Here is an 18,502-nt window from a genome sequence, read left to right as displayed (position 1 = left end):
GGTGCCTGTGCGCCGTGAGCCAAGCTGCCGGATGGCAGCGCCCGGCGTTTGAGGGAGATTGGTATACGCATGATGCGCGACGATGTGATTATCGCTTTCCTGGCCCGTGCTGGTTGGGCCGATGCCACCCGTGTGCCCATGGGGGCCGATTGGTCCACGCGGCGTTATGAACGGCTGGCAAAGGCCGACGGCGCGCGCGCCATCCTGATGGATGCGGCCGGCGACGGGGCGGGACAGGTGCCGCCCTTCGTGCGGCTCTGCGGTCTGCTGCGCGATGTGGACCTGTCCGCGCCGGAGATCTTTGCCGAGGATCAGGGGCAGGGCCTGTTGCTGCTGGAAGATTTCGGGGATGACAGTTTCGCCGCCCTGCTGGAACGCGGGGACGATCCCTGGCCGCTCTATCGTGTGGCGACCGACGTCCTGTCGCACCTGCACCAGCGCTTTGATCCCGGCACCGCCCCGGACATCCAGCGCTATGACCTGACCCTGTTCACCAGACAAGTGGCGCTGTTCGGTGATGCCTATATGGACGCCGCGGGCAATTCGCTGACAGCGTCGGCGCGTGGCGCGCTGGATGATGGCTGGGCAACGGTGCTGACCCAGGTGTTGGGCATCGTGCCCGACAGCCTGCTGCTGCGCGATTATCACCCCGGCAACCTGATGCTGCTGGGCCGTCCGGGTGTGCGGGCCTGTGGCCTGCTGGATGTGCAGGATGGCGGCATCGGGCCGGTCAGTTACGATCTGCTGTCGCTGTTACAGGATGCGCGGCGCGATGTGCCCGATGCCATCCAGGCGGCAATGATCGACCGCTATCTGGCATCCATGCCCGGCCTGGCGCGCGATGCCTTCCTGGCCAGTTACGCGGTGATGGGGGCCATGCGCCATGCCCGCATCCTGGGCCGGGTGGCGCAACTGGCGGCGGGTGGGGGCAAGGCCAAGCAGCTGGCCTTCCTGTCCCGCGTCTGGGGACAGTTCCGGGCCGCCATTGCGCACCCGCTCTTGTCGCCAATACAAAGTTTCACGGATGAACATTTGCCCCGCGATGGGGCTGTGGCCCATATTCTTGGGCGTTGACTAAAGTTGGAGTAAAATTCGATGTCCTTCATGCCCAAGCGGGCGATGGTGCTGGCGGCGGGGTTGGGCCTGCGCATGCGCCCGATCACCTTGGAGACGCCCAAGCCGCTCGTGAGTGTTGGTGGCCGCACCATGCTGGATCATGCCCTGGACCGGCTGGAAGCGGTCGGCGTGCAGGAGGCCGTGGTGAATGCCCATTGGCTGGCCGACAAGATCGAAGCGCATCTGGCGGCGAACCCCCGCCGCAACCTGAAACTGACCCTGTCGCGCGAAGAGACACAGCTGGAAACGGGCGGCGGTGTGAAACACGCCCTGCCGCTGCTGGGCGACGAGCCGTTCTTTGTCGTCAATGCCGATATCGTCTGGCTGGACGGGCCGGTGCCGGCGCTGAAGCGACTGGCCGATGCCTGGAACCCGGCGGTGATGGACAGCCTGCTGCTGGTCACGCCCACGCCCAGCGCCATCGGCTATGACGGGCGCGGCGATTACCTGATGGACCCCGATGGCCGCCTGTCGCAGCGCCCGGACCTGGAAGTGTCGCCCTTCGTGATGGCCGGCGTGTCGATCATGACAGCGGCGCAGTTCACCGACACGCCCGACGGTGCTTTTTCCAACCTGCTGCTGTGGCAGCGCGCGGAAGAAGCGGGCCGTCTTTTTGGCGTCCGGCATGAGGGCAACTGGTACCATGTCGGCACGCCCAATGCCGTGCCTCTGGTCGATAGCCATCTCCAGGCCCCGGCCAGCCGCGAGGTTGTGCCCTGATGCCCCCGGCCCCGCCGTCGGCCAAGGTGTTCACACTGGCCCCCAACCTGCCCTTCGTGGATGCGTTGGCGGCGGGGTTGTGGGAACAGGCGGGTGGGGATGCGCTGGCGCTGAACCGGTTCACGGTGCTGCTGCCCACAGCCCGCGCCGTCCGGTCGCTGCGGGAGGCGTTTTTGCGCCTGTCAGGCGGGCGGCCCATCCTGTTGCCGCGCATGGCCCCGCTGGGCGATGTGGACGGGGACGAAGTATCCTTGATGATGGATGGGGTGGCGGGCAAGGCCGGTGGCCTGGACCTGCCCCCCGCCATCGCGCCCTTGCGCCGGCAATTGCTGCTGGCCCGCGCCATCGCCGCCGCCGGCGACCGTTTCGCCAAGACGCGCGCGCAGGCTGCCCGGCTGGCCCGTGAACTGGCCAAACTGCTGGATCAGACGCAGACGGAAGGGGTGGGGTTTGAGCGGCTGCACGCCCTGGTCCCCGATGATTATGCCGAACATTGGCAGGTCACCCTGTCCTTTCTGTCGATCATCGTCGACCAATGGCCCGCCATCCTGGCCGCTGAAGGGGCCGTGGACCCGGCGCAGGAACGCAATAACCGCCTGCTGGCCTATGCGGCGGCCCTGCGCGCGGCCCCACCCGCCCATCCGATCATTGCCGCCGGCTCCACCGGCTCCATCCCCGCGACATCCGAATTGCTGGCCACCATCGCGCGCCTGCCCACGGGCTCTGTGGTGCTGCCGGGGCTGGACCGGGAATGCGATGACGCGACCTGGGCGGCGCTGGACGACGCCCACCCGCAATTCGGCCTGAAGCAGCTGATCGACCGGATCGGCGTGACACGCGATGAGGTGGCGGACTGGCCCCTTGCCGTCGGCGTCACCCCGTCCTGCCCGCCGGCCCGCACGGCCCTGATTGCCGAGGCCCTGCGGCCCGCCGGCACAACAGAGGCCTGGCGCGATCTGGGCGACCTGGACCCCAGCGCCCTGTCCGGCCTGACCCGCATCGATGCCGCAACACCACAGGAAGAGGCCGGCATCATCGCCCTGATCCTGCGTCAGGCGCTGGAAATGCCGGGGCAGACGGCGGCCCTGGTCACCCCTGACCGCAATCTGGCCCGCCGCGTGGCCACCGAACTGCGCCGCTGGGACATAAGGGTGGATGACAGTGCGGGCCGCCCCCTGGCGCAGACACCGGTCGGGTCCTACCTGCGCCTGATCATGGACACGGCGGTGCAGGGGGCACCCATCCCGCTTCTATCGCTGCTGAAACATCCGATGGCTGGGGCCGGCTGGCCGGCGGGGCAGTTGCGGCGACAGGCGCGGTTGCTGGAAACCGCCATCCTGCGCGGCCCCCGCCCGCCCGCCGGGTTGGAAGGGTTGCGCCACGCCATCCGCTTCATGGCATCGGACGCCGCCGATAAGCGCCGCCGCATCACCAACCCCAGCATCCGCGATGATCTCCTGACTATGGTGGACCGGCTGGATGCTGCCATGGGCAGCCTTGCGGCGGCGGTCGCGGATGGCGAGGAGCGCCCCCTGTCCGACTGGCTGCGCCTGCATGTCGGGGCGGCAGAGGCGTTGGCAGCGCTGGAGGGGGAGGCCGGGTCCGACCGGCTGTGGCGTGACAATGACGGTGAGGCCGCCGCCAAGTTCATTGATGAACTGCGCGAGGCGGCGGACGGTTACCCGCCGCTGGGCGGCAAGGAATATGCCGGCCTGATGGAGGTGCTGATCGCCGGCAAGGCCGTGCGTTCCGCCTTTGGCCTGCATCCACGCCTGCATGTGCTGGGCCTGATGGAAGCCCGGTTGCAGCAGTTCGACGTCATGGTCCTGGCGGGATTGAACGAGGGGACCTGGCCCCCTGCCCCGCCGCCCGACCCCTGGATGTCGCGCCCCATGCGCCGGGATTTCGGCCTGCCGGCCCCCGAACGCATGGTGGGACAGGCGGCGCATGATTTTGCGACGTCGTGCGGGGCGAAGACCCTGTACCTGACCCGATCGGAACGGGTGGAGGGTACGCCGACGGTGCCGTCACGCTGGCTGTTGCGCCTGGATACGGTGCTGGGCAAGGCCGGCCTGCGCGGGCGGATTGAGGCGGATGGCGATTACTGGCGCGGCCTGTGGCAGGCGCTGGACCGCCCGGCCCAGGTGCGCCCCTGCCCCGCCCCCGCGCCGAAGCCGCCCCTGTCGGCCCGGCCCCGCCGCCTGTCCGTAACCCAGATCGAAACCTGGATGCGCGACCCCTATGCCATCTATGCGGCCAAGGTTCTGGACCTATCCGCCCTGGACCCTATCGATGCCGATCCGGGTGCGGCGGAGCGGGGGGAGATCATCCACAAGGCCTTGGACCTGTTCGTCCGCCAATATCCCGACAGCCTGCCACCCGACCCGCTGGGCGAGTTGATCGCCATCGGGCGCGGGGCGTTTGGCGACCTGCTGGACCAGCCGGGCGTGGCCGCCTTCTGGTGGCCGCGCTTTGAACGGGTGGCGGAATGGTTTGTGGCACAGGAGACGGAGCGGCGGCGCACCATCAAACCGCTGGCGACCGAGGTGACGGGCCGCATAACCCTTTCCGGCCCCGGCGGCGATTTCATCCTGACGGCCAAGGCCGATCGTATCGACCGCACGCCCACGGGCGGCCTGGTCCTGATCGATTACAAGACCGGCACCCCGCCCACAGGCAAGGAAGTGCGCCTTGGCAAGGCCCCGCAATTGCCGCTGGAGGCGCTGATCGCCAGTGGCGGCGGGTTTGAGCATCTGAAACCCGCCCCGGTGGACGGCTTGGAATATTGGCGCCTGTCAGGCGGCGACCCCGCTGGCACCATCCAGGTGTTGAAGGAGGACCCGGCGGCCCTGGCGGTGGAAGCGCGCGAAGGCCTGTTGGACCTGATCCATCAGTTCGATGATCCCGACATGCCCTATCACAGCCAGCCGCGTCCTGCCTGGGCCCCCAAATATACCGACTATGCCCATCTGGCCCGCATCAAGGAATGGTCCGCCGGCGGCGGGGGAGAGGCAGAGGGGTAAGAGATGAACGATGAAATCCGCCTGCTGGCCGAGCAGCTTCTGACCCAGGGTGAAACCGTCCTGTCGGACCGGGAACGCCGTGTCCTGACCCGCATCGCCCATCGCCGCGCCATCTCCCGCAACAGCCATTCCGACTATGAGGCCAGCATGACGCTAGGCGACCGGCTGGCCGACCGGGTGGCAACGGTGGGCGGGTCGTGGAGCTTCGTGATCGGCTTCGCGCTGGTCATGGCGATCTGGATGGGGCTGAACGCTGCCATCTGGGGTTTCGCCTGGGACCCCTACCCGTTCATTCTGTTGAACCTGATGCTGTCCACCCTGGCCGCCGTGCAGGCCCCCATCATCATGATGTCGCAGAACCGGCAGGCGGCCAAGGACCGGGCCCAGGCCAACATGGACTATGAGGTCAACCTGAAGGCCGAGCTGGAGATCATGGCCCTGCATGAGAAGCTGGACCGGCTGCGCACAGATGAGCTTGAGACCTTGATGCGCCAGCAGCAGCAGGAAATTACCCTGCTGCGTGCGGCGGTGGAGAAGTTGGGCCAATCGCCTTTCGCATCGGCACGAACGGAATGACGTTCCCGTCCGACAGTTTCTCGGCATGGGTGCCGGTCGCCACAAAGCCCAGTGCCTTATAAAGCGGAACGCCCGGCAGGGTGGCCATCAGTTCAAGGCTGCGAAATCCCTCCGCCAGTGCCGCCTGCTCGGCGGCCTTCATCATCAACCGGGCGATGCCGCGCCGGGCGAAGGAGGGATCGACAAAGAAGGCGCGGATCTTGGCTGCGTCCATATCCGGGTTCAACAATTCCGGCGACCGGCCCGCCGCCTGATCCCCGCCGAACAGGGTCCGGCGGCGGCTCCACCCGCCACAGGCGGCATAGCGGTCACCGACCATCACCGCGAAATAGGTGCCATCGGCAATCAGGGTGCCATCAATGCCGAAAATCGCCTTCAGCGAGGCATCGATCTGACCAGGGCTGTAATAACCCTGGCTGAGATCGCGTACCGACCGCTCCAACAATGCCTCCAGCGCCGGCCGGTCTTCAGGCACGGCCAGCCGCAGGACAGGTTCATCCACCATGGTTACTGCCGCATCCCCTTCACATCCTCGGGCGTCACAGCATCCTTATAGCCGTTGCCGAAATGTGTGCGGACATAATTTACAACGGCAGCCACCTGTTCATCCGACAGATAGGCGAAAGAGGGCATGGCCTTCTGCCCGTTGACCACCATGTGGATCGGGTAAGTTCCAGCCTCCAGATTGCCATTAGCGGCCAGGGCCGGATAGGCACCGGCCCCTTGCGCGCCCTTGCCGTCGGGCATGTGACAGGCTTGGCAGATGGCGTGATAGAGCTGTTCCCCGTTCTGATAGGGAAAGCGGCGGGCATCGGCGAAATCGCTGCTTTGTGCGTCGGTGCGCTGCGCGCCTACGGGACCGGTTGCGGCAAGGGCGGCCAGGAAAAGGGCGGCGATGGAAAGCGGCTTGATCATGCGCATGTCGTTCTTCCCCATGATCATTTTGCGGTGACGCGCTGGTGCAGGCGGGTGATGGCGTCCAGCGACGATTGCACCGCCCCTTCCTGCCAGGCCGGCAGGTAGGAGACATGTTCACCAGCCAGCAGGATACGCCCGTCGATCTGGCACATATTCTTGTAATGCTCGGCCCGTTTCGCCTCCGTCCATGACCCGAAACAGCCCAGCGTCCAGGGCACGCGGTGCCAAGCCACCGCCACGCCGTTATCAAATTCCTTCAGATATTGCGGGTGGATCTGCGCACCGAACTCCACGCATTTCTTCACCCGCTCCTCCGGGGCCATGGAGGCGAATTCATAGGCGAAGGGACCCCAGGGATAGGCGCCCAGCAGCACGCCCTTGCCCTTTTCGCCATAATGGCTGTTGGGATAGGCGATCAGGGAGATGGGCAGGTCGGTGTAGGTGATACCGCCATAGATCTCCTCATCCTGTTCCCAGAAGCGGCGCTTGAACTGCAAGCCCACCTTGAACGCCGCCTCATAGGGCAGCGCGTTGATGGCGGCATCCATGTCGGACGACACATTCTTCTTGATCTGCGACAGGATGGAGGCCGGGATAGTGCAAAGGCACCAGTCGGCCTTGGCCGTCTTCACGGCCCCACCGGCCCTGGTGTCTTGATAGGTGACGGTGACGCCGCCGGAATCCTGCTGAATTTCGGTGACCTTGGCATTGAAGGTGATCTTGTCCTTCACCTTTTCGGCCAGGGCCAGGGGGCCGGCATCCATGCCGCCTTCCGGCTGGAACAAAGCCGTCTGGAACTCGTACCCCGAGCCTGTGCCGATGGCCCGCCACAGGCCGGATTGCAGCAGCTGCGAGAATTCGATGGGTTTGGAGAAGACGGGTTCGCCCGACAGACCGCCGCCCGGGTCCTTCTCAAAGCCACGGCGGTTGGAGGTCTCGGCATTGGCCTTGTAGGCGTAATTATCATCCAGGGCGCCCCAGTCCTGCATGGCCTCCAGCAGCTTTTCCTGGTCCTCCTTGGTGACATAGCCATCCAGCCCGCCCCTGTGCCCCAGCTTGGACAGAAGCTCTGCGACATGGCCGTTGAAATCGGCCAGTACATGGCGATAGCGCTGCGGCTTGCCGCCAAAGGCGCTTTTGGAATGGACATAGGCGTTGTAATTGATCTGGAAGAACGGCTCCAGCTTCACGCCCAGCTCGTGATAGTAATGCATGACGCCGCGATGATGGTAGGGCACGCGCCAGGGGCCGGGGTTCAGGTAATGGCCCTTGTCGAACCCCACCTTCTGCGTGAACCCGCCCAGCTCGGTATAGGTGTCGCCGCCGCGCAGCGTCCAGGCGCGGCCACCGGCTTTTTCCCGGTACTCCAGGACCTGCACCTTGTACCCGGCCTTGCCCAGCTCATAGGCCGCTACCAGACCGGCCCAGCCGGCACCCAGGATCAGGACGGAGGTGCCCTTGGGCGCGCCGGATAGGTTGGGCGGGCCTTTGAACTCGCTCTCCGCCGCATAACCCAGGGACGTCGCCGCCTGATACATGACGGAGCTGCCGGCCGCCGTGCCGATCATGGCCAGCAGTTCGCGCCGCGTCATGCGGGAGCGGGGGGGCACGTTGTTCATTACAACCATCATCGCCTCGGAAGGGAAATTCAGGGCATGATCTCGCAAGCACCGCCCCCGGGGACGCCGGGGGCGGCGAAGGTCGAGATGACAGGGATTTCAAATGCCGGGGGCGGGGGATGGGCCACCACCCCCGGCCATGTGCCTCACGCTCAGAACTTGACGGTCACGCGGGCATAATACATGCCGCCATTGTAGCCCATGGGCGAGGTGTCGGGATAAACCTGACCCACGGCATATCCGCCACCAGCCAGCGCATCGACCTTGTCCGGGTAATTGTCGAACAGGTTCTGCACACCGATGGCGAAATTGATATCGTCATAGACATCATAGGAAATTTCGGCGTCGAACACCCATTCCGAACCGAAGGTCTTGGCATAGTTCGCCGTGTCGGTGAACTTGCTGAAATAGCTGGCGCGACCCAGGATGGAGAAAGCGTCCAGCGTGTACTGGGCAGAGAAATTGCCACGGAACTTCGGCAGCTGCTTTTCCAGGTCCGCCTTACGCGTATCGTCGATGACTGCGGCGTTGCGCTTGATCACCTTGGTCTTGTTGTAGTTCACGGCCGCCGTCAGGTCGACCTTGCCGTCGCCCGCCGGGACCGTGGTGTTGGCCACAAAATCCACACCCTGGGTACGGGTGTCAAAGGCGTTGGTGAAGTAATTGACGGCACCCAGCGTGTTGGCACCCGGTACACCCAGTGCTGCCAGGGCGATCTTGTCGGCCGCCGTCGGATTGAAGTCACCCGACAGCGCGATACGATCCTCAACCTTGATGTTGTAATAGTCGATGGTGATGTTGATATCAGCCAGATCGGCGACGATACCACCGGCGAAGTTCACGCTCTTTTCTTCAGACAGCGGCTGGGCACCGAAATACTGCGCCACGACGCTGGCCGCCGGATAGGTGCCGCGCGCCACCGGGCTGGAGCTGCCAGCGGGGAAGAAGGTCTGCACGGATGAGGTCTGCGACTGGCCCGGCGTCGGCGCACGGAAGCCGGTATTGACGGAGCCACGGACAGCGAAGCTGTCGGTAATGTCGTAACGGCTGCTGAGCTTCCAGTTGAAGGTGGAGCCGAAATAGTCGAAATCCTCGTACCGGGCAGCGGCACCGACCGTGAAGCTGTCGGTCACGTCACCTTCCATGTCAGCGTAGAAGGCGATGTTATCACGCTTGAACTCGCCCGAATCCTCGGGACGGAAGCCGGGATAGCCATTGGACCCGATGGGCAGGGCCGCCGGCAGACCGGTGCGGAGATCAATGAAGGAGGCGTAGGGACCGACCGTGTAGGAGGCCGTGTCGCCGGGTCCGATCTCATACAGTTCGCGGCGGAACTCCGTGCCGACGGCAATGTTCAGAGGCGTGGCCCAGCCGATCTCCACCGGATAGGACAGGTCGACGTTGAGATTCTCTTCCTCCTGCACCAGACGACCGACATAGAACTCGGTCGGGCTTGCCGGCCCCAGCGAGGGATTGACGGTATTCTTCAGCTCATAATCGATCTGGCTGCGCCCGAAAGAGCCGGAAACATTGTAGATCAGGCCACTTTCCAGCTCGTGCTTGAAGCCACCCAGAATGGAGGCGTCCTTCACGTCACCATAGAAGCGGGGCGTGAAGCCCAGCGGGAACCATTCAGCGAAACGGAACCCGTTCGCATCACCGGGGACCGGTATTGTCGGGCCGTTGACGGCATGCTCCAGCGTCGGCGGGCGGTAATAGAAGGAGCCATTGGCCTTCGACGCGCCGTAATTGCCGAACAGATAGATCGACGCCGTATCGGTCAGGTCGATGCCGGAATTCACGAAGACGCGTGTGGCTTCCGAATCCGGGTCGCCCCAGTTCATGGCCAGATCGGTCTTGGCTGCGGGCGCGCGCGGGTCCTGGACACCGCGGTTGGTCGGGTCACCCTGGCTATATTCCGCCGACAGGTTGAAGAAGCCATTGGGGCCCAACGGCAGACCGACATTGGCGGCGAACTTGGCATTATCGCCATCGCCTTCATAGGTGGAGCCATACTGGATCGTGGCAGAGCCGCCTTCGGACGCATCCTTGAGCTGGAAGTTCATCACGCCGGCGATGGCATCGGAACCATACTGCGCCGCCGCACCGTCGCGCAGCACTTCCACCTGCTTGATGGCGATGGAGGGGATTTGCGACAGGTCGGGGGCCTGGGCACCCGCCGCAAGGGCGCCGCCGGACAGCTGCACCAGGGCCGACCGGTGGCGGCGCTTGCCATTCACCAGGATCAGGGTCTGGTCGGGCGGCAGGCCGCGCAGCGTAGGCGGACGGACGAAGGTGGAACCGTCGGAGATGCCGTTACGGCTGACATTGAAGGACGGCACCAGAGTACGCAGGATGTCATTGGTATCGGTGAAGGCCTGCTTTTCCAGGTCACCCGCACCCAGAACATCGATGGGCGCCAAGCTTTCGGTCGCGGTGCGGTTGGCCACGCGCGTACCGGTCACAATGATCTCTTCGATCTCAAGCCCCTGGGCCGCCGCCGGGGCGGCAAAACCGAACGGGATGAGGCTGGTCGTGCACAGGATGCCGAACGCGACCTTCCGCACGGATGCGCGCTTGGCCGGCTTGCTGTTGTTTACCTGCATGAGAGGTCCCCTGTTCAACTCGGTTGTTTGGTTCCTTCCTCCTCGGTTGCGCTTCTTCCCGTTTGACGGTCCCTTTGCGGGACGCTTTTCCGGGGTCCGGTCCCCACCGCCGGTGTTCCGGTCGTGCAGGCCCCCCGTCCCCGATCCTCCTGCCGGTCCCTACCCGTAGGCCCAAGCGGAAGTTCGTTAAAAACCGAAAGGGCCGGTCAGGGGCTTTCCCCTGCCCCCGACCGGCCCCGCCGGCTATTTCTTGGCCTTGGCGGCCACCACTTCGATTTCCACCAGCATGCCCGGCGTCACCAGGCTGGAAATCTGCACCGTGGAGCGGGCCGGTTTGTTCGGCTGCTCCGGCGTGCCGAAGAACTTGGTATAGCCGGCCATCATGCCGGCGAAATCCATCTTGCCCTCCTTGGCCGGGTCACCGACCAGGTAGACATGCATCAGAACCACATCGCCCATGGTCAGACCTTGGGCCTTCAGCGTTTCCTGAATGCGGGTCAGGACATTGACCGTCTGCGTCTCGGTATCGCCAAATACGTCCACGCTGCCGGCGGGGGCTTCCTTGTTCACAGCCGGCGGCACCGTGCCGGACAGGAAGAACAGATCGGACCCGGCCGGCACCTGCACCGCCGAGGCAATGGGGAAGTTCGGCACATCCGTGCGCTTGATCTCGCGGGCCTCTTCCTTATTGCAGGCCGTCAAGGCCGCCGCGAGGACCAGGAGACTACCCAACCGCTTCAACATTCTTCCTCCGTTATGGATGGGCCGGCGGACGGGTCAGCCCCGGGCCGGCAAGGACAGGGGATGAACCAGCCAGACCTTACGGCCTTCATCCCAGGAGACGCCGGACAGAAGCTCCGGCGCTTGGAGGCTGACAACCGGCTGGCGGACCTGACGATCCGCAGCCCGCGCCTTGGCGGCAACGAGGGCCGGCGGGGCCGTGACCACCCTGACGACATTTCTGACGGCGACCCTTACGGCATGTTTGGCCATGTCCACCTTCGCGTCTGTCGGCGGGGATGGAGATGGGCAGTCCAGACAATGCCGCCCGCATCCCCCTGATACGAAACAAGGTTTCAGCAACAACCGTGCCATGGTCACGCATGTGCGAAATCAAGGGTGCCGTTAGGGAAAGGGGGAGTTGCGCTGCTTAACGAATAAGCAACGTGCCGAGAAAGAAGAGCATTTGACTTTTTTTGAGGCAACTGAGGAGTTCTAAAGAGAATATTGGTTAATTTTTTATTAATCAAGCCAAGAATAGTGCTGCTTTTCGCAGCACGATTTTATGCACTAACGATTTTCAGCGAGTGTGCTTGCGCCAACCGATACCGGCGCTCAGCCGGCCCGTTCGGCCATCATCAGGGCCGGCTGCGTATGGGCGCGGCGCCAGGTGCGGCGGCCTGGCACTTCCTGCGCCACGAAGACATAGCCTTCGGCGGCCAACTGCTCGGGCCGCATCGGTTGATGGTGGCGGTCATCCAGGTATATCTCCTCCGCCCCCTGTTCCGCCTGCCGCCGGACGGACAGGATTAGATGGTGGCCGCCATTGCCGGGCAGGCGCACGATGGTGGCGCGCAGGGCGGCGCGCGGGAAACCCCGGCGCAGCAGCCGCGAAATGCTGGTCATGACCACATCATCACAATCCCCGGCCATGCCGCGCCCCGGCGTGCCCAGAATCTCCCAACGGTCCTGCCTGTCCTCGCGATAGATCAGGTCATCCACCACCTGCCGGTGGACCAGCACCGCCATGCCCAGCGTGGCGCGCCCGGCATCGATCCGGTCCATCCCCACCGGCGTGCCGACCTTGCCGCCCAGGCCCACGGCGCAGCCGGGGTCACGGTCACCATAGGTCTGGCAATAGCTGCGGTACTGGGCCAGCGGCTCCATCTCCCCATCCCAGACCAGGGCAAAGGCCGGCGCATTGGCCGCCAGAACCGTGACCAGCAACAGGGTCAGCGCCAGGAAGGGGGACCGCCGGCGCAATCGATCAAGTGTTATAGATCGAATTATATAGAGACCATCCTGCTGACAGGTAAATATTAATATTTTAGTAACCAATATCAAAATGCCGATACGCCGCAGCGCTGAATAATAATGCCAAATATTGCGCTGCAAAATTCCCATATTTGCATCGCAATATGATGAATTTGACGTCCCATATAGGGCAATGACGGTCATGGCCGTTCACTTATCTGCGTTTCCTCTGGCCAATCACTGTATGTCAGCAAGAATTATTCGCCATCCGAAAATTGCCATGGCGACAAGAAAAGACGCGCCTTTCCTGTCCCGGCAGCAGGGGCGGCCGGGCGGGGAAGGCGCGTCAAGTGGGTAGGTATGGGTGTGAGATGACGGGAGCAGGTCGGGTCGGACGATCCCTTACTGCCCCCCGCAAGACCGGCGGCGGACATCCGCCGGGTAATCACATCATCGGTCAGAAATCCTGGCCGATGATGTCCGCGCCGACCGGCGCGGCGGCGGCACGTGCCGCCGAAGCCTTTAGCTTCGAACCATCGAAACTAAAGGCAACCCGTATCAAGCGCGACTGCGCCAGCCTGGCGCTTCCGCGTCCAGGATCCTTTCAAGCTGCAGGACCCGGTCCTCCAGCCGTGCGGCCCGTTCCGACAATTCGGCGGCCGCCCCTTCCGACAGCCCCCCGACCCGCATGGCCCGCATCTGGGTCAGATGTTTCATGACGATGGCCACGATGGGGATCATCAGGGCCATGACGGGAACGATATAGGGTGAATTGAACATCGTGCGTCGCCTTGGCTGCTGGATCAGCGATTGGGGCGTTCCAGGTCGCGGAACTGCCGGTTCAAACCGAATTCGGGGCTGGTGACATAGCGTTCGATGCCAGCCACCCGCCGGTCGATATCATCCAGCGCCCGGAAGCGCCGGCGCAGATCGACCTCGCTCTGCGCCACCTCGATATCGATCTGATGCCAACGCCGCACCCCCCGGGCAATCAAGGCCACGATAGGAATGGACAGGGCCAGAACGGGGATCATGTAGGGGCTCATGGCTTCACCTGATACGGGGGAAGAAGCGGCGACAGGCGCCTTACTTCTTCTCCAGGTCGCGGAACTGCCGGTGCAGGTCATACTCGCGGGAGGCCACAAACCCTTCCAGCTTGGCAAGGTCACGGTCCAGGTCGCGGAACTTGCCGCGCAGGCCGGACAGGGTCTGGTCGGGCTTGGTCGCCACGGAACGCATGAACACTTCCTCTTCTCGCGTCTCATACAGGCCCGACGGCCGTTCCTTCAAAATCCACCACAAGATCGGATAACCGAAGATGAAGACGGGCGGGAAGAAGAAGAAACCAACAACAAAACCCAGACGGACGATCCAGGCATCGACATTGGCATATTCGGCGATACCGCCGCAGACGCCGGCAATCTTGCTGTCGGTGCGGCTGCGCCACAGTCGGTACGGCCTGGAAGGATAATGGTCGCCCATGCTGTCCCCCGCATACTGTCCGTGGTGGTCGTTATTGCGACCGGGATCAGATGACGGGGCCGGGCCCCAATCATCACGCTGCCGCTGTTTGCGCTTGGACCCGCCAAACGTGTCGGGCCCCAGGCCGAAATAGTCTGCCCAGCTCTGTTCCGGGCGCTTACCGAAATATTCCTGTTCCCAGTTCCGGTGAGGACCGGAACCCCGCCCCGACCGCGACCGGTACTGGTCGCGGCCAGGAAAAGGCGGTGGCGTGCCCGGGCCGTGGCGGTCGCTCATGCTTTCGCCCTCCAGCCCGGCGCCTCGGCGTCCAGGATCTTTTCCAACTGGCGGATGCGGTCTTCCATCTTGTTGGCGGAATGCCAGAGCTCGGACAGCATCTGCTCATCATCCGCCGACAGCGTCTTGGCGATGCGCCAGCGGGTCACATAGTGGAAGATGATCCAGACGGGCGCCACGATCACCATGAAGATGACGGCGACGACAAATACTCCTTCAGGCATCGTTGCCCCCCTTATCCCAAGGCCCAGCCCAGTGCGGGCGGCCCCCCTCTCATTCCCGATGCGAGGGGCGCCCCTTCGGGGTTACCCCTGCTGATCCTTGGCCGCGAGCTTGGCCTTGAGTGCCGCCAGTTCCGACTCCACCTTGGACTCGGCTTCCAGTTCGGCGATCTCATCCTCCAGGCTCTTGGCACCGCGACCCATGCCCAGCACTTCAGAGCGACCTTCCAACACATCGAGGTTCCGTTCAACCTGCTCGAAGCGGGAGAAGGCATCGGTGATGCGGTCGTCATAGAGCTGGGTGCGGACCTTCAGACGGTTGGTGGCGGTTTTATGCCGCGCAATCAAGGTCTTTTCGCGGGTCTTGGCGTCGGCCAGCTTGACCTGGAGCGCACCGATATCCTCGTTGGTCTTGGCCAGTGCGCTGTCCAGACGGCCCAGCTCGCTGGACATCTGCTCTGCGGCTTCGGCCAGCTTGGCCTTGGCGACCAGGGCACCCTTGGCCAGATCTTCGCGGTCCTTGGACAGGGCGAATTCGGCCTTACGCTGCCAATCCTCCGACTCGCGGCGGATTTCGGAGAGGCGACGTTCGATCTCCTTCTTCTCCGCGACCGTCTTGACGGCGGAGGAGCGGACCTCGACCAGCGTGTCTTCCATTTCCTGGATGATCAGGCGGACCAGCTTTTCCGGGTCCTCAGCGCGATCCAGGATGGCGTTGATGTTCGAATTGACGATGTCGCCGAGGCGGGAAAAAATGCCCATGTCGGGGTCTCCTTCAGGCAAGGGCAATGAAAAGGTTGCTCAAACCGGTGGCCACCGCAAGGATGATCCAGGCTTCCACAGGCACGGCCCGAAAATCCTCGTAGAGGTCTCGGAACATGCCACCCGCAGGCCGGGCAAAGAACCCGTCGGCGGACTTGGTATAGCCGGTTGCCGGCTGATCGGACATCCCATTGTCGTAGGTGAAGTCGGTCATGGCTGGCTTCCTTGCGATCTCGTTGTTTCCCCGGTGTCTGAAAACAGTAAGAGCAAAGGGTGTGCCAACTCTCCGCCACAATCTCACTTTCGTTGAATATCAATAAGTTAGCCTATTTTGCGATTTCACGGCGACAGGGCAATGGGTGGCAATCAACCCACTCGTTGGCGATTTTCACCACTCGCTCGCCAATCCGCCCACTCTTCGCTAAGATGCTGATATTGGCAGTCAAAAAAGAGTGGCATCGGCCCCATGTCCCCTGCTGTTTCCCCCCCGTCGCTGATCGGTCAGGCCCCATCATTTCTGGGGCTGATGGAGCATGTCTCGCAGGCCGCCCCCCTGAACCGCCCCACCCTGGTGATCGGGGAGCGCGGGACGGGCAAGGAACTGGTGGCAGCCCGCCTGCATTATCTGTCCCCGCGCTGGGACAAGCCGTTTGTGAAGCTGAACTGTGCGGCTTTGTCCGACACGCTGCTGGAAACCGAATTGTTCGGGCATGAGGCCGGGTCCTTCACCGGGGCGGCCAAGCGGCATGTCGGCCGGTTCGAACTGGCCGATGGCGGCACCCTGTTCCTGGATGAGATCGCGACCGCGACCCTGCGCGTGCAGGAGAAGATCCTGCGCGTCATCGAATATGGGGAGTTTGAGCGGGTGGGCGGCAACACCACCATCCAGATCGATGTGCGCGTCGTGGGCGCGACCAATGCCGACCTGCCGCGTTTGGCCGATCAGGGCAAGTTCCGCGCCGACCTTCTGGACCGGCTGTCCTTCGACGTGGTCACCATCCCGCCCATGCGCGCGCGGCCAGAGGATATCCCCATCCTGGCCGAACATTTCGGCGTGGCCATGGCCCGCGAACTGGGCCGCCCCTTCTTCGGCGGCTTCACGCCCGATGCGATGCAGCAGATGCTGGCCTATGACTGGCCCGGCAATGTGCGTGAGCTGAAGAATGTGGTGGAACGCGCCGTCTATCGCGCCGGCGACCCGGAAAGTCCCATCACCGACATCCATTTCGACCCGTTCCAGTCGCCCTGGCGGCCCAAGCAGATGTCGATTTATGACGATGCCGCACCAGCCCCCATCGTCGTCACCATGCCCCCGGCCGCATCTGCACCCAGCGCCCCCGCTGCCGCCAGCCCGGCGGACAGTGCTGGCCCCGCCCTGCCCGAGGGGCCGTGCGACTTCCTGGGTCTGGTTGCGGATTATGAGAAGGTGCTGCTGCGCAATGCCCTGGAACGCAACCAGTTCCACCAGAAGCGGGCCGCCGCCGATCTGGGCCTGAATTATCACCAGTTCCGGGGATACTTGCGCAAGTACGGCCTTCTGGAACGCCGCCACGGCCCGCGTGAGGCCGATGATGGCGATGAGGGGGATGAGGGCTGATGCCACCCAAGGCCTATAAGACTGTCGAGGCCTTCCTGGCAGACCTGCCGGCGGAGACGCTGGCGGTTGTGCAGGAACTGCGCACCCTGATCCGGGCCGCCCATCCGGGGCTGGTGGAGGGGATCAAATGGAACGCCCCCAACTTCGCCCTGGACGGCACCGACCTTGTGACCCTGGGGCTGCAACGCGACGGCACCGCCCGGCTTGTCCTGCATCGGGGAGCCAAAGTGAAGGACAATAGCGGCTTCTGCTTTGACGACCCGGACGGGTTGGCCGACTGGCCCGCACCCGACCGGGGTGTGGTGGTGATCAAGGATGGAGCGGAAATGGCCGCGAAGGGCGAACAACTCGCGGCCATGGTCCGGCGCTGGGTTGGCGCGTAGCCCCTTTATGCCGCCAGCGGGGAGACGCTGAACGCGGCGGCCCAGTTGGCGGGCGTCATGAAGGCCTTGTAGTCGGCCTGCATCTTCGGGGTCAGGACCTCGATCATGAAGCGATTATCGACCCAGACCTCCACCACCTGAAAGGCCGGGCCGCGCCAGCAGGTCAGCGACCGCCAGCCTTCCCGCGCCGCGATGGCATGCACGGCGTCTTCCTCCAGATGCGTGCCGATGGCGATATGGGTTTCGGTGGCGGGTGCTGCTTCTACCTGTTCGGCCACCACCATCTCCGGCCCGGCATGCAGCACATGGCCGGCGGGATAGACCTCGATGGCCGTGCCGCGCCCATCGCCGCCGGCACGGTCGCCGGCGAAAACAAGATAGCAGCCGGGAAAGGGCGGAAAGGGCAATGCCTGCGCGCCCCACAATTCGGCGATGATGGTGGCGGTATGGGCGGCATCCCGGGCCGGGATGGAGGCGTGAAACAGCATGATGGGTCAGTCCTTGTTGGTCATTGTCTGGGGCTTGGCGCGATTGGCGTCCGCCATGCGCGCGGCCTCATCCAGCAGGGTCTTGATGGCCCAGACGCTGGCATCACCCGCCGCCTTGCCTTCCAGGCCCCAGTAATCCTTCATCGTCATCCAGGCAGTGGCGCTGTAGAGCAGCTGGATGGTGGCCAGCAAGTGCTGCCCCTGCTCCGCCGTCAGATGCGGCAGCAGGTCGGACAGCACATCGCGCAGGGTCGCCTGACGTTCATCATTCACCCGCAACCGGAATTCCCGCCCCTGCGGGGAGGAAAGCAGGGCGCGCATCAGCCCTTCCTGCCGGTCGAACCCGGCATAGGCGACGGGCGGCATGGACAGCAGTTCGGCCCGCGTGCGGGCAAAGCCGGGAATATCCGCCTGCCGGTTCACCCATTCCCACAGGGCAGTCAGCAGCGCGTCCTTGTTGGGAAAGTGGCGATAGGCGGTGCGTTCCTGCACCCCCGCCTCCTTGGCCATCGCGGCGAAGGACAGGCCTTCCAGCCCGTCCTGCGTCACCACACGCCCCGCCGCCGCCAGAAGCATCTGGCGGGTATCGTCCTTCTGCCGGGCGCGCAGCGGGCTGTGATAACGGGGCGGGGCGGAGGCGTCAGGCGGCATTTAAGGTCAGCAGCAAGCTATTGATGTCAGCATTCATGACATCAATAGTCCACCGCGTCAAGTGCTACCGGCGATTGCCCGGCCCCGATA

At 64.2% G+C, this 18,502-nt stretch carries 21 protein-coding genes; 6 read left to right on the top strand and 15 right to left on the bottom strand.

Translation table 11 applies throughout. The features are described 5' to 3' along the window. The first annotated feature begins 69 nt into the window (after positions 1-69). The 4 genes from ABC729_RS16060 to ABC729_RS16045 are packed head-to-tail and all read left to right on the top strand — an operon-like array spanning position 70 to position 5,435. Complete coding sequence (locus ABC729_RS16060; RefSeq protein WP_495608546.1) at positions 70-1,074, top strand: aminoglycoside phosphotransferase family protein; 1,005 nt, start codon at positions 70-72, stop codon at positions 1,072-1,074. Positions 1,075-1,095: 21 nt separating this feature from the next. Then, on the top strand, positions 1,096-1,836 hold the full coding sequence (locus tag ABC729_RS16055) for a nucleotidyltransferase family protein (protein WP_495608545.1): 741 nt from the start codon (positions 1,096-1,098) through the stop codon (positions 1,834-1,836). After that, positions 1,836-4,859, top strand: a complete 3,024-nt coding sequence (gene addB / locus ABC729_RS16050) for a double-strand break repair protein AddB (protein WP_495608544.1) — start codon at positions 1,836-1,838, stop codon at positions 4,857-4,859. Before ABC729_RS16055 ends, addB begins: the two co-directional genes overlap by 1 nt. Positions 4,860-4,862: 3 nt before the next feature. Beyond that, positions 4,863-5,435 (top strand): DUF1003 domain-containing protein, encoded by a 573-nt coding sequence (locus tag ABC729_RS16045; protein WP_495608543.1) that lies wholly within the window; start codon positions 4,863-4,865, stop codon positions 5,433-5,435. Here ABC729_RS16045 and ABC729_RS16040 read toward each other — a convergent pair. The 13 genes from ABC729_RS16040 to ABC729_RS15980 all read right to left on the bottom strand — a co-directional run bounded on the left by ABC729_RS16040 (position 5,368) and on the right by ABC729_RS15980 (position 15,507). Further along, entirely contained in the window at positions 5,368-5,940 is a 573-nt protein-coding gene (locus ABC729_RS16040; protein ID WP_495608542.1) for a GNAT family N-acetyltransferase, read from the bottom strand. The two genes, ABC729_RS16045 and ABC729_RS16040, sit on opposite strands and share 68 nt — an antisense overlap. Positions 5,941-5,942: 2 nt before the next feature. Beyond that, positions 5,943-6,356, bottom strand: a complete 414-nt coding sequence (locus ABC729_RS16035) for a c-type cytochrome (protein ID WP_495608541.1) — start codon at positions 6,354-6,356, stop codon at positions 5,943-5,945. Between the two features lie 17 nt (positions 6,357-6,373). After that, the gene (locus tag ABC729_RS16030; RefSeq protein WP_495608540.1) at positions 6,374-7,972 is read right to left on the bottom strand and encodes a flavin monoamine oxidase family protein; all 1,599 of its coding nucleotides are present in this window, start codon (positions 7,970-7,972) and stop codon (positions 6,374-6,376) included. A 152-nt stretch (positions 7,973-8,124) separates the two neighbouring features. After that, complete coding sequence (locus ABC729_RS16025; RefSeq protein ID WP_495608539.1) at positions 8,125-10,578, bottom strand: TonB-dependent receptor plug domain-containing protein; 2,454 nt, start codon at positions 10,576-10,578, stop codon at positions 8,125-8,127. Between the two features lie 243 nt (positions 10,579-10,821). After that, on the bottom strand, positions 10,822-11,322 hold the full coding sequence (locus ABC729_RS16020; RefSeq protein ID WP_495608538.1) for a RidA family protein: 501 nt from the start codon (positions 11,320-11,322) through the stop codon (positions 10,822-10,824). 33 nt (positions 11,323-11,355) lie between these two features. After that, positions 11,356-11,571, bottom strand: coding sequence for a hypothetical protein (locus tag ABC729_RS16015; RefSeq protein WP_495608537.1), 216 nt, complete (start codon positions 11,569-11,571; stop codon positions 11,356-11,358). Between the two features lie 342 nt (positions 11,572-11,913). Next, positions 11,914-12,561, bottom strand: coding sequence for a transglutaminase-like cysteine peptidase (locus ABC729_RS16010; RefSeq protein WP_495608536.1), 648 nt, complete (start codon positions 12,559-12,561; stop codon positions 11,914-11,916). 549 nt (positions 12,562-13,110) lie between these two features. Further along, positions 13,111-13,332 (bottom strand): envelope stress response membrane protein PspB, encoded by a 222-nt coding sequence (locus ABC729_RS16005; protein WP_495608535.1) that lies wholly within the window; start codon positions 13,330-13,332, stop codon positions 13,111-13,113. A gap of 23 nt (positions 13,333-13,355) precedes the next feature. After that, positions 13,356-13,598, bottom strand: coding sequence for a hypothetical protein (locus ABC729_RS16000; RefSeq protein WP_495608534.1), 243 nt, complete (start codon positions 13,596-13,598; stop codon positions 13,356-13,358). Positions 13,599-13,638: 40 nt separating this feature from the next. Continuing rightward, a complete protein-coding gene (locus ABC729_RS15995) occupies positions 13,639-14,310 on the bottom strand; it encodes a PspC domain-containing protein (protein ID WP_495608533.1) in 672 nt (223 codons plus the stop codon). After that, complete coding sequence (gene pspB / locus ABC729_RS15990; RefSeq protein WP_054166666.1) at positions 14,307-14,534, bottom strand: envelope stress response membrane protein PspB; 228 nt, start codon at positions 14,532-14,534, stop codon at positions 14,307-14,309. Before pspB ends, ABC729_RS15995 begins: the two co-directional genes overlap by 4 nt. A gap of 81 nt (positions 14,535-14,615) precedes the next feature. Next, complete coding sequence (pspA, locus tag ABC729_RS15985) at positions 14,616-15,293, bottom strand: phage shock protein PspA (protein WP_102112711.1); 678 nt, start codon at positions 15,291-15,293, stop codon at positions 14,616-14,618. 13 nt (positions 15,294-15,306) lie between these two features. After that, the gene (locus tag ABC729_RS15980) at positions 15,307-15,507 is read right to left on the bottom strand and encodes a hypothetical protein (protein WP_054166664.1); all 201 of its coding nucleotides are present in this window, start codon (positions 15,505-15,507) and stop codon (positions 15,307-15,309) included. A 252-nt stretch (positions 15,508-15,759) separates the two neighbouring features. On the opposite strand from ABC729_RS15980, the gene pspF reads away from it, so the two are divergent. Next, positions 15,760-16,890: a phage shock protein operon transcriptional activator gene (pspF, locus tag ABC729_RS15975; RefSeq protein WP_495608532.1), complete on the top strand. Its 1,131-nt coding sequence runs from the start codon at positions 15,760-15,762 to the stop codon at positions 16,888-16,890. After that, entirely contained in the window at positions 16,890-17,273 is a 384-nt protein-coding gene (locus ABC729_RS15970) for a DUF1801 domain-containing protein (protein ID WP_495608531.1), read from the top strand. Before pspF ends, ABC729_RS15970 begins: the two co-directional genes overlap by 1 nt. A gap of 5 nt (positions 17,274-17,278) precedes the next feature. Here the strand turns inward: ABC729_RS15970 and ABC729_RS15965 are convergent, their stop codons facing one another. Then, positions 17,279-17,761 carry a hypothetical protein gene (locus ABC729_RS15965; protein WP_495608530.1) on the bottom strand — a complete coding sequence of 161 codons (483 nt, stop codon included), beginning with the start codon at positions 17,759-17,761 and terminating at the stop codon, positions 17,279-17,281. Between the two features lie 6 nt (positions 17,762-17,767). Continuing rightward, complete coding sequence (locus ABC729_RS15960) at positions 17,768-18,412, bottom strand: TetR/AcrR family transcriptional regulator (RefSeq protein ID WP_495608529.1); 645 nt, start codon at positions 18,410-18,412, stop codon at positions 17,768-17,770. Between the last annotated feature and the right edge of the window lie 90 nt (positions 18,413-18,502).

Source organism: Niveispirillum sp. CC-CTL257 (assembly GCF_059489915.1).
The sequence above is the reverse complement of the archived record's forward strand: the minus strand, read 5'-3'. Positions and strand labels throughout refer to the sequence as shown.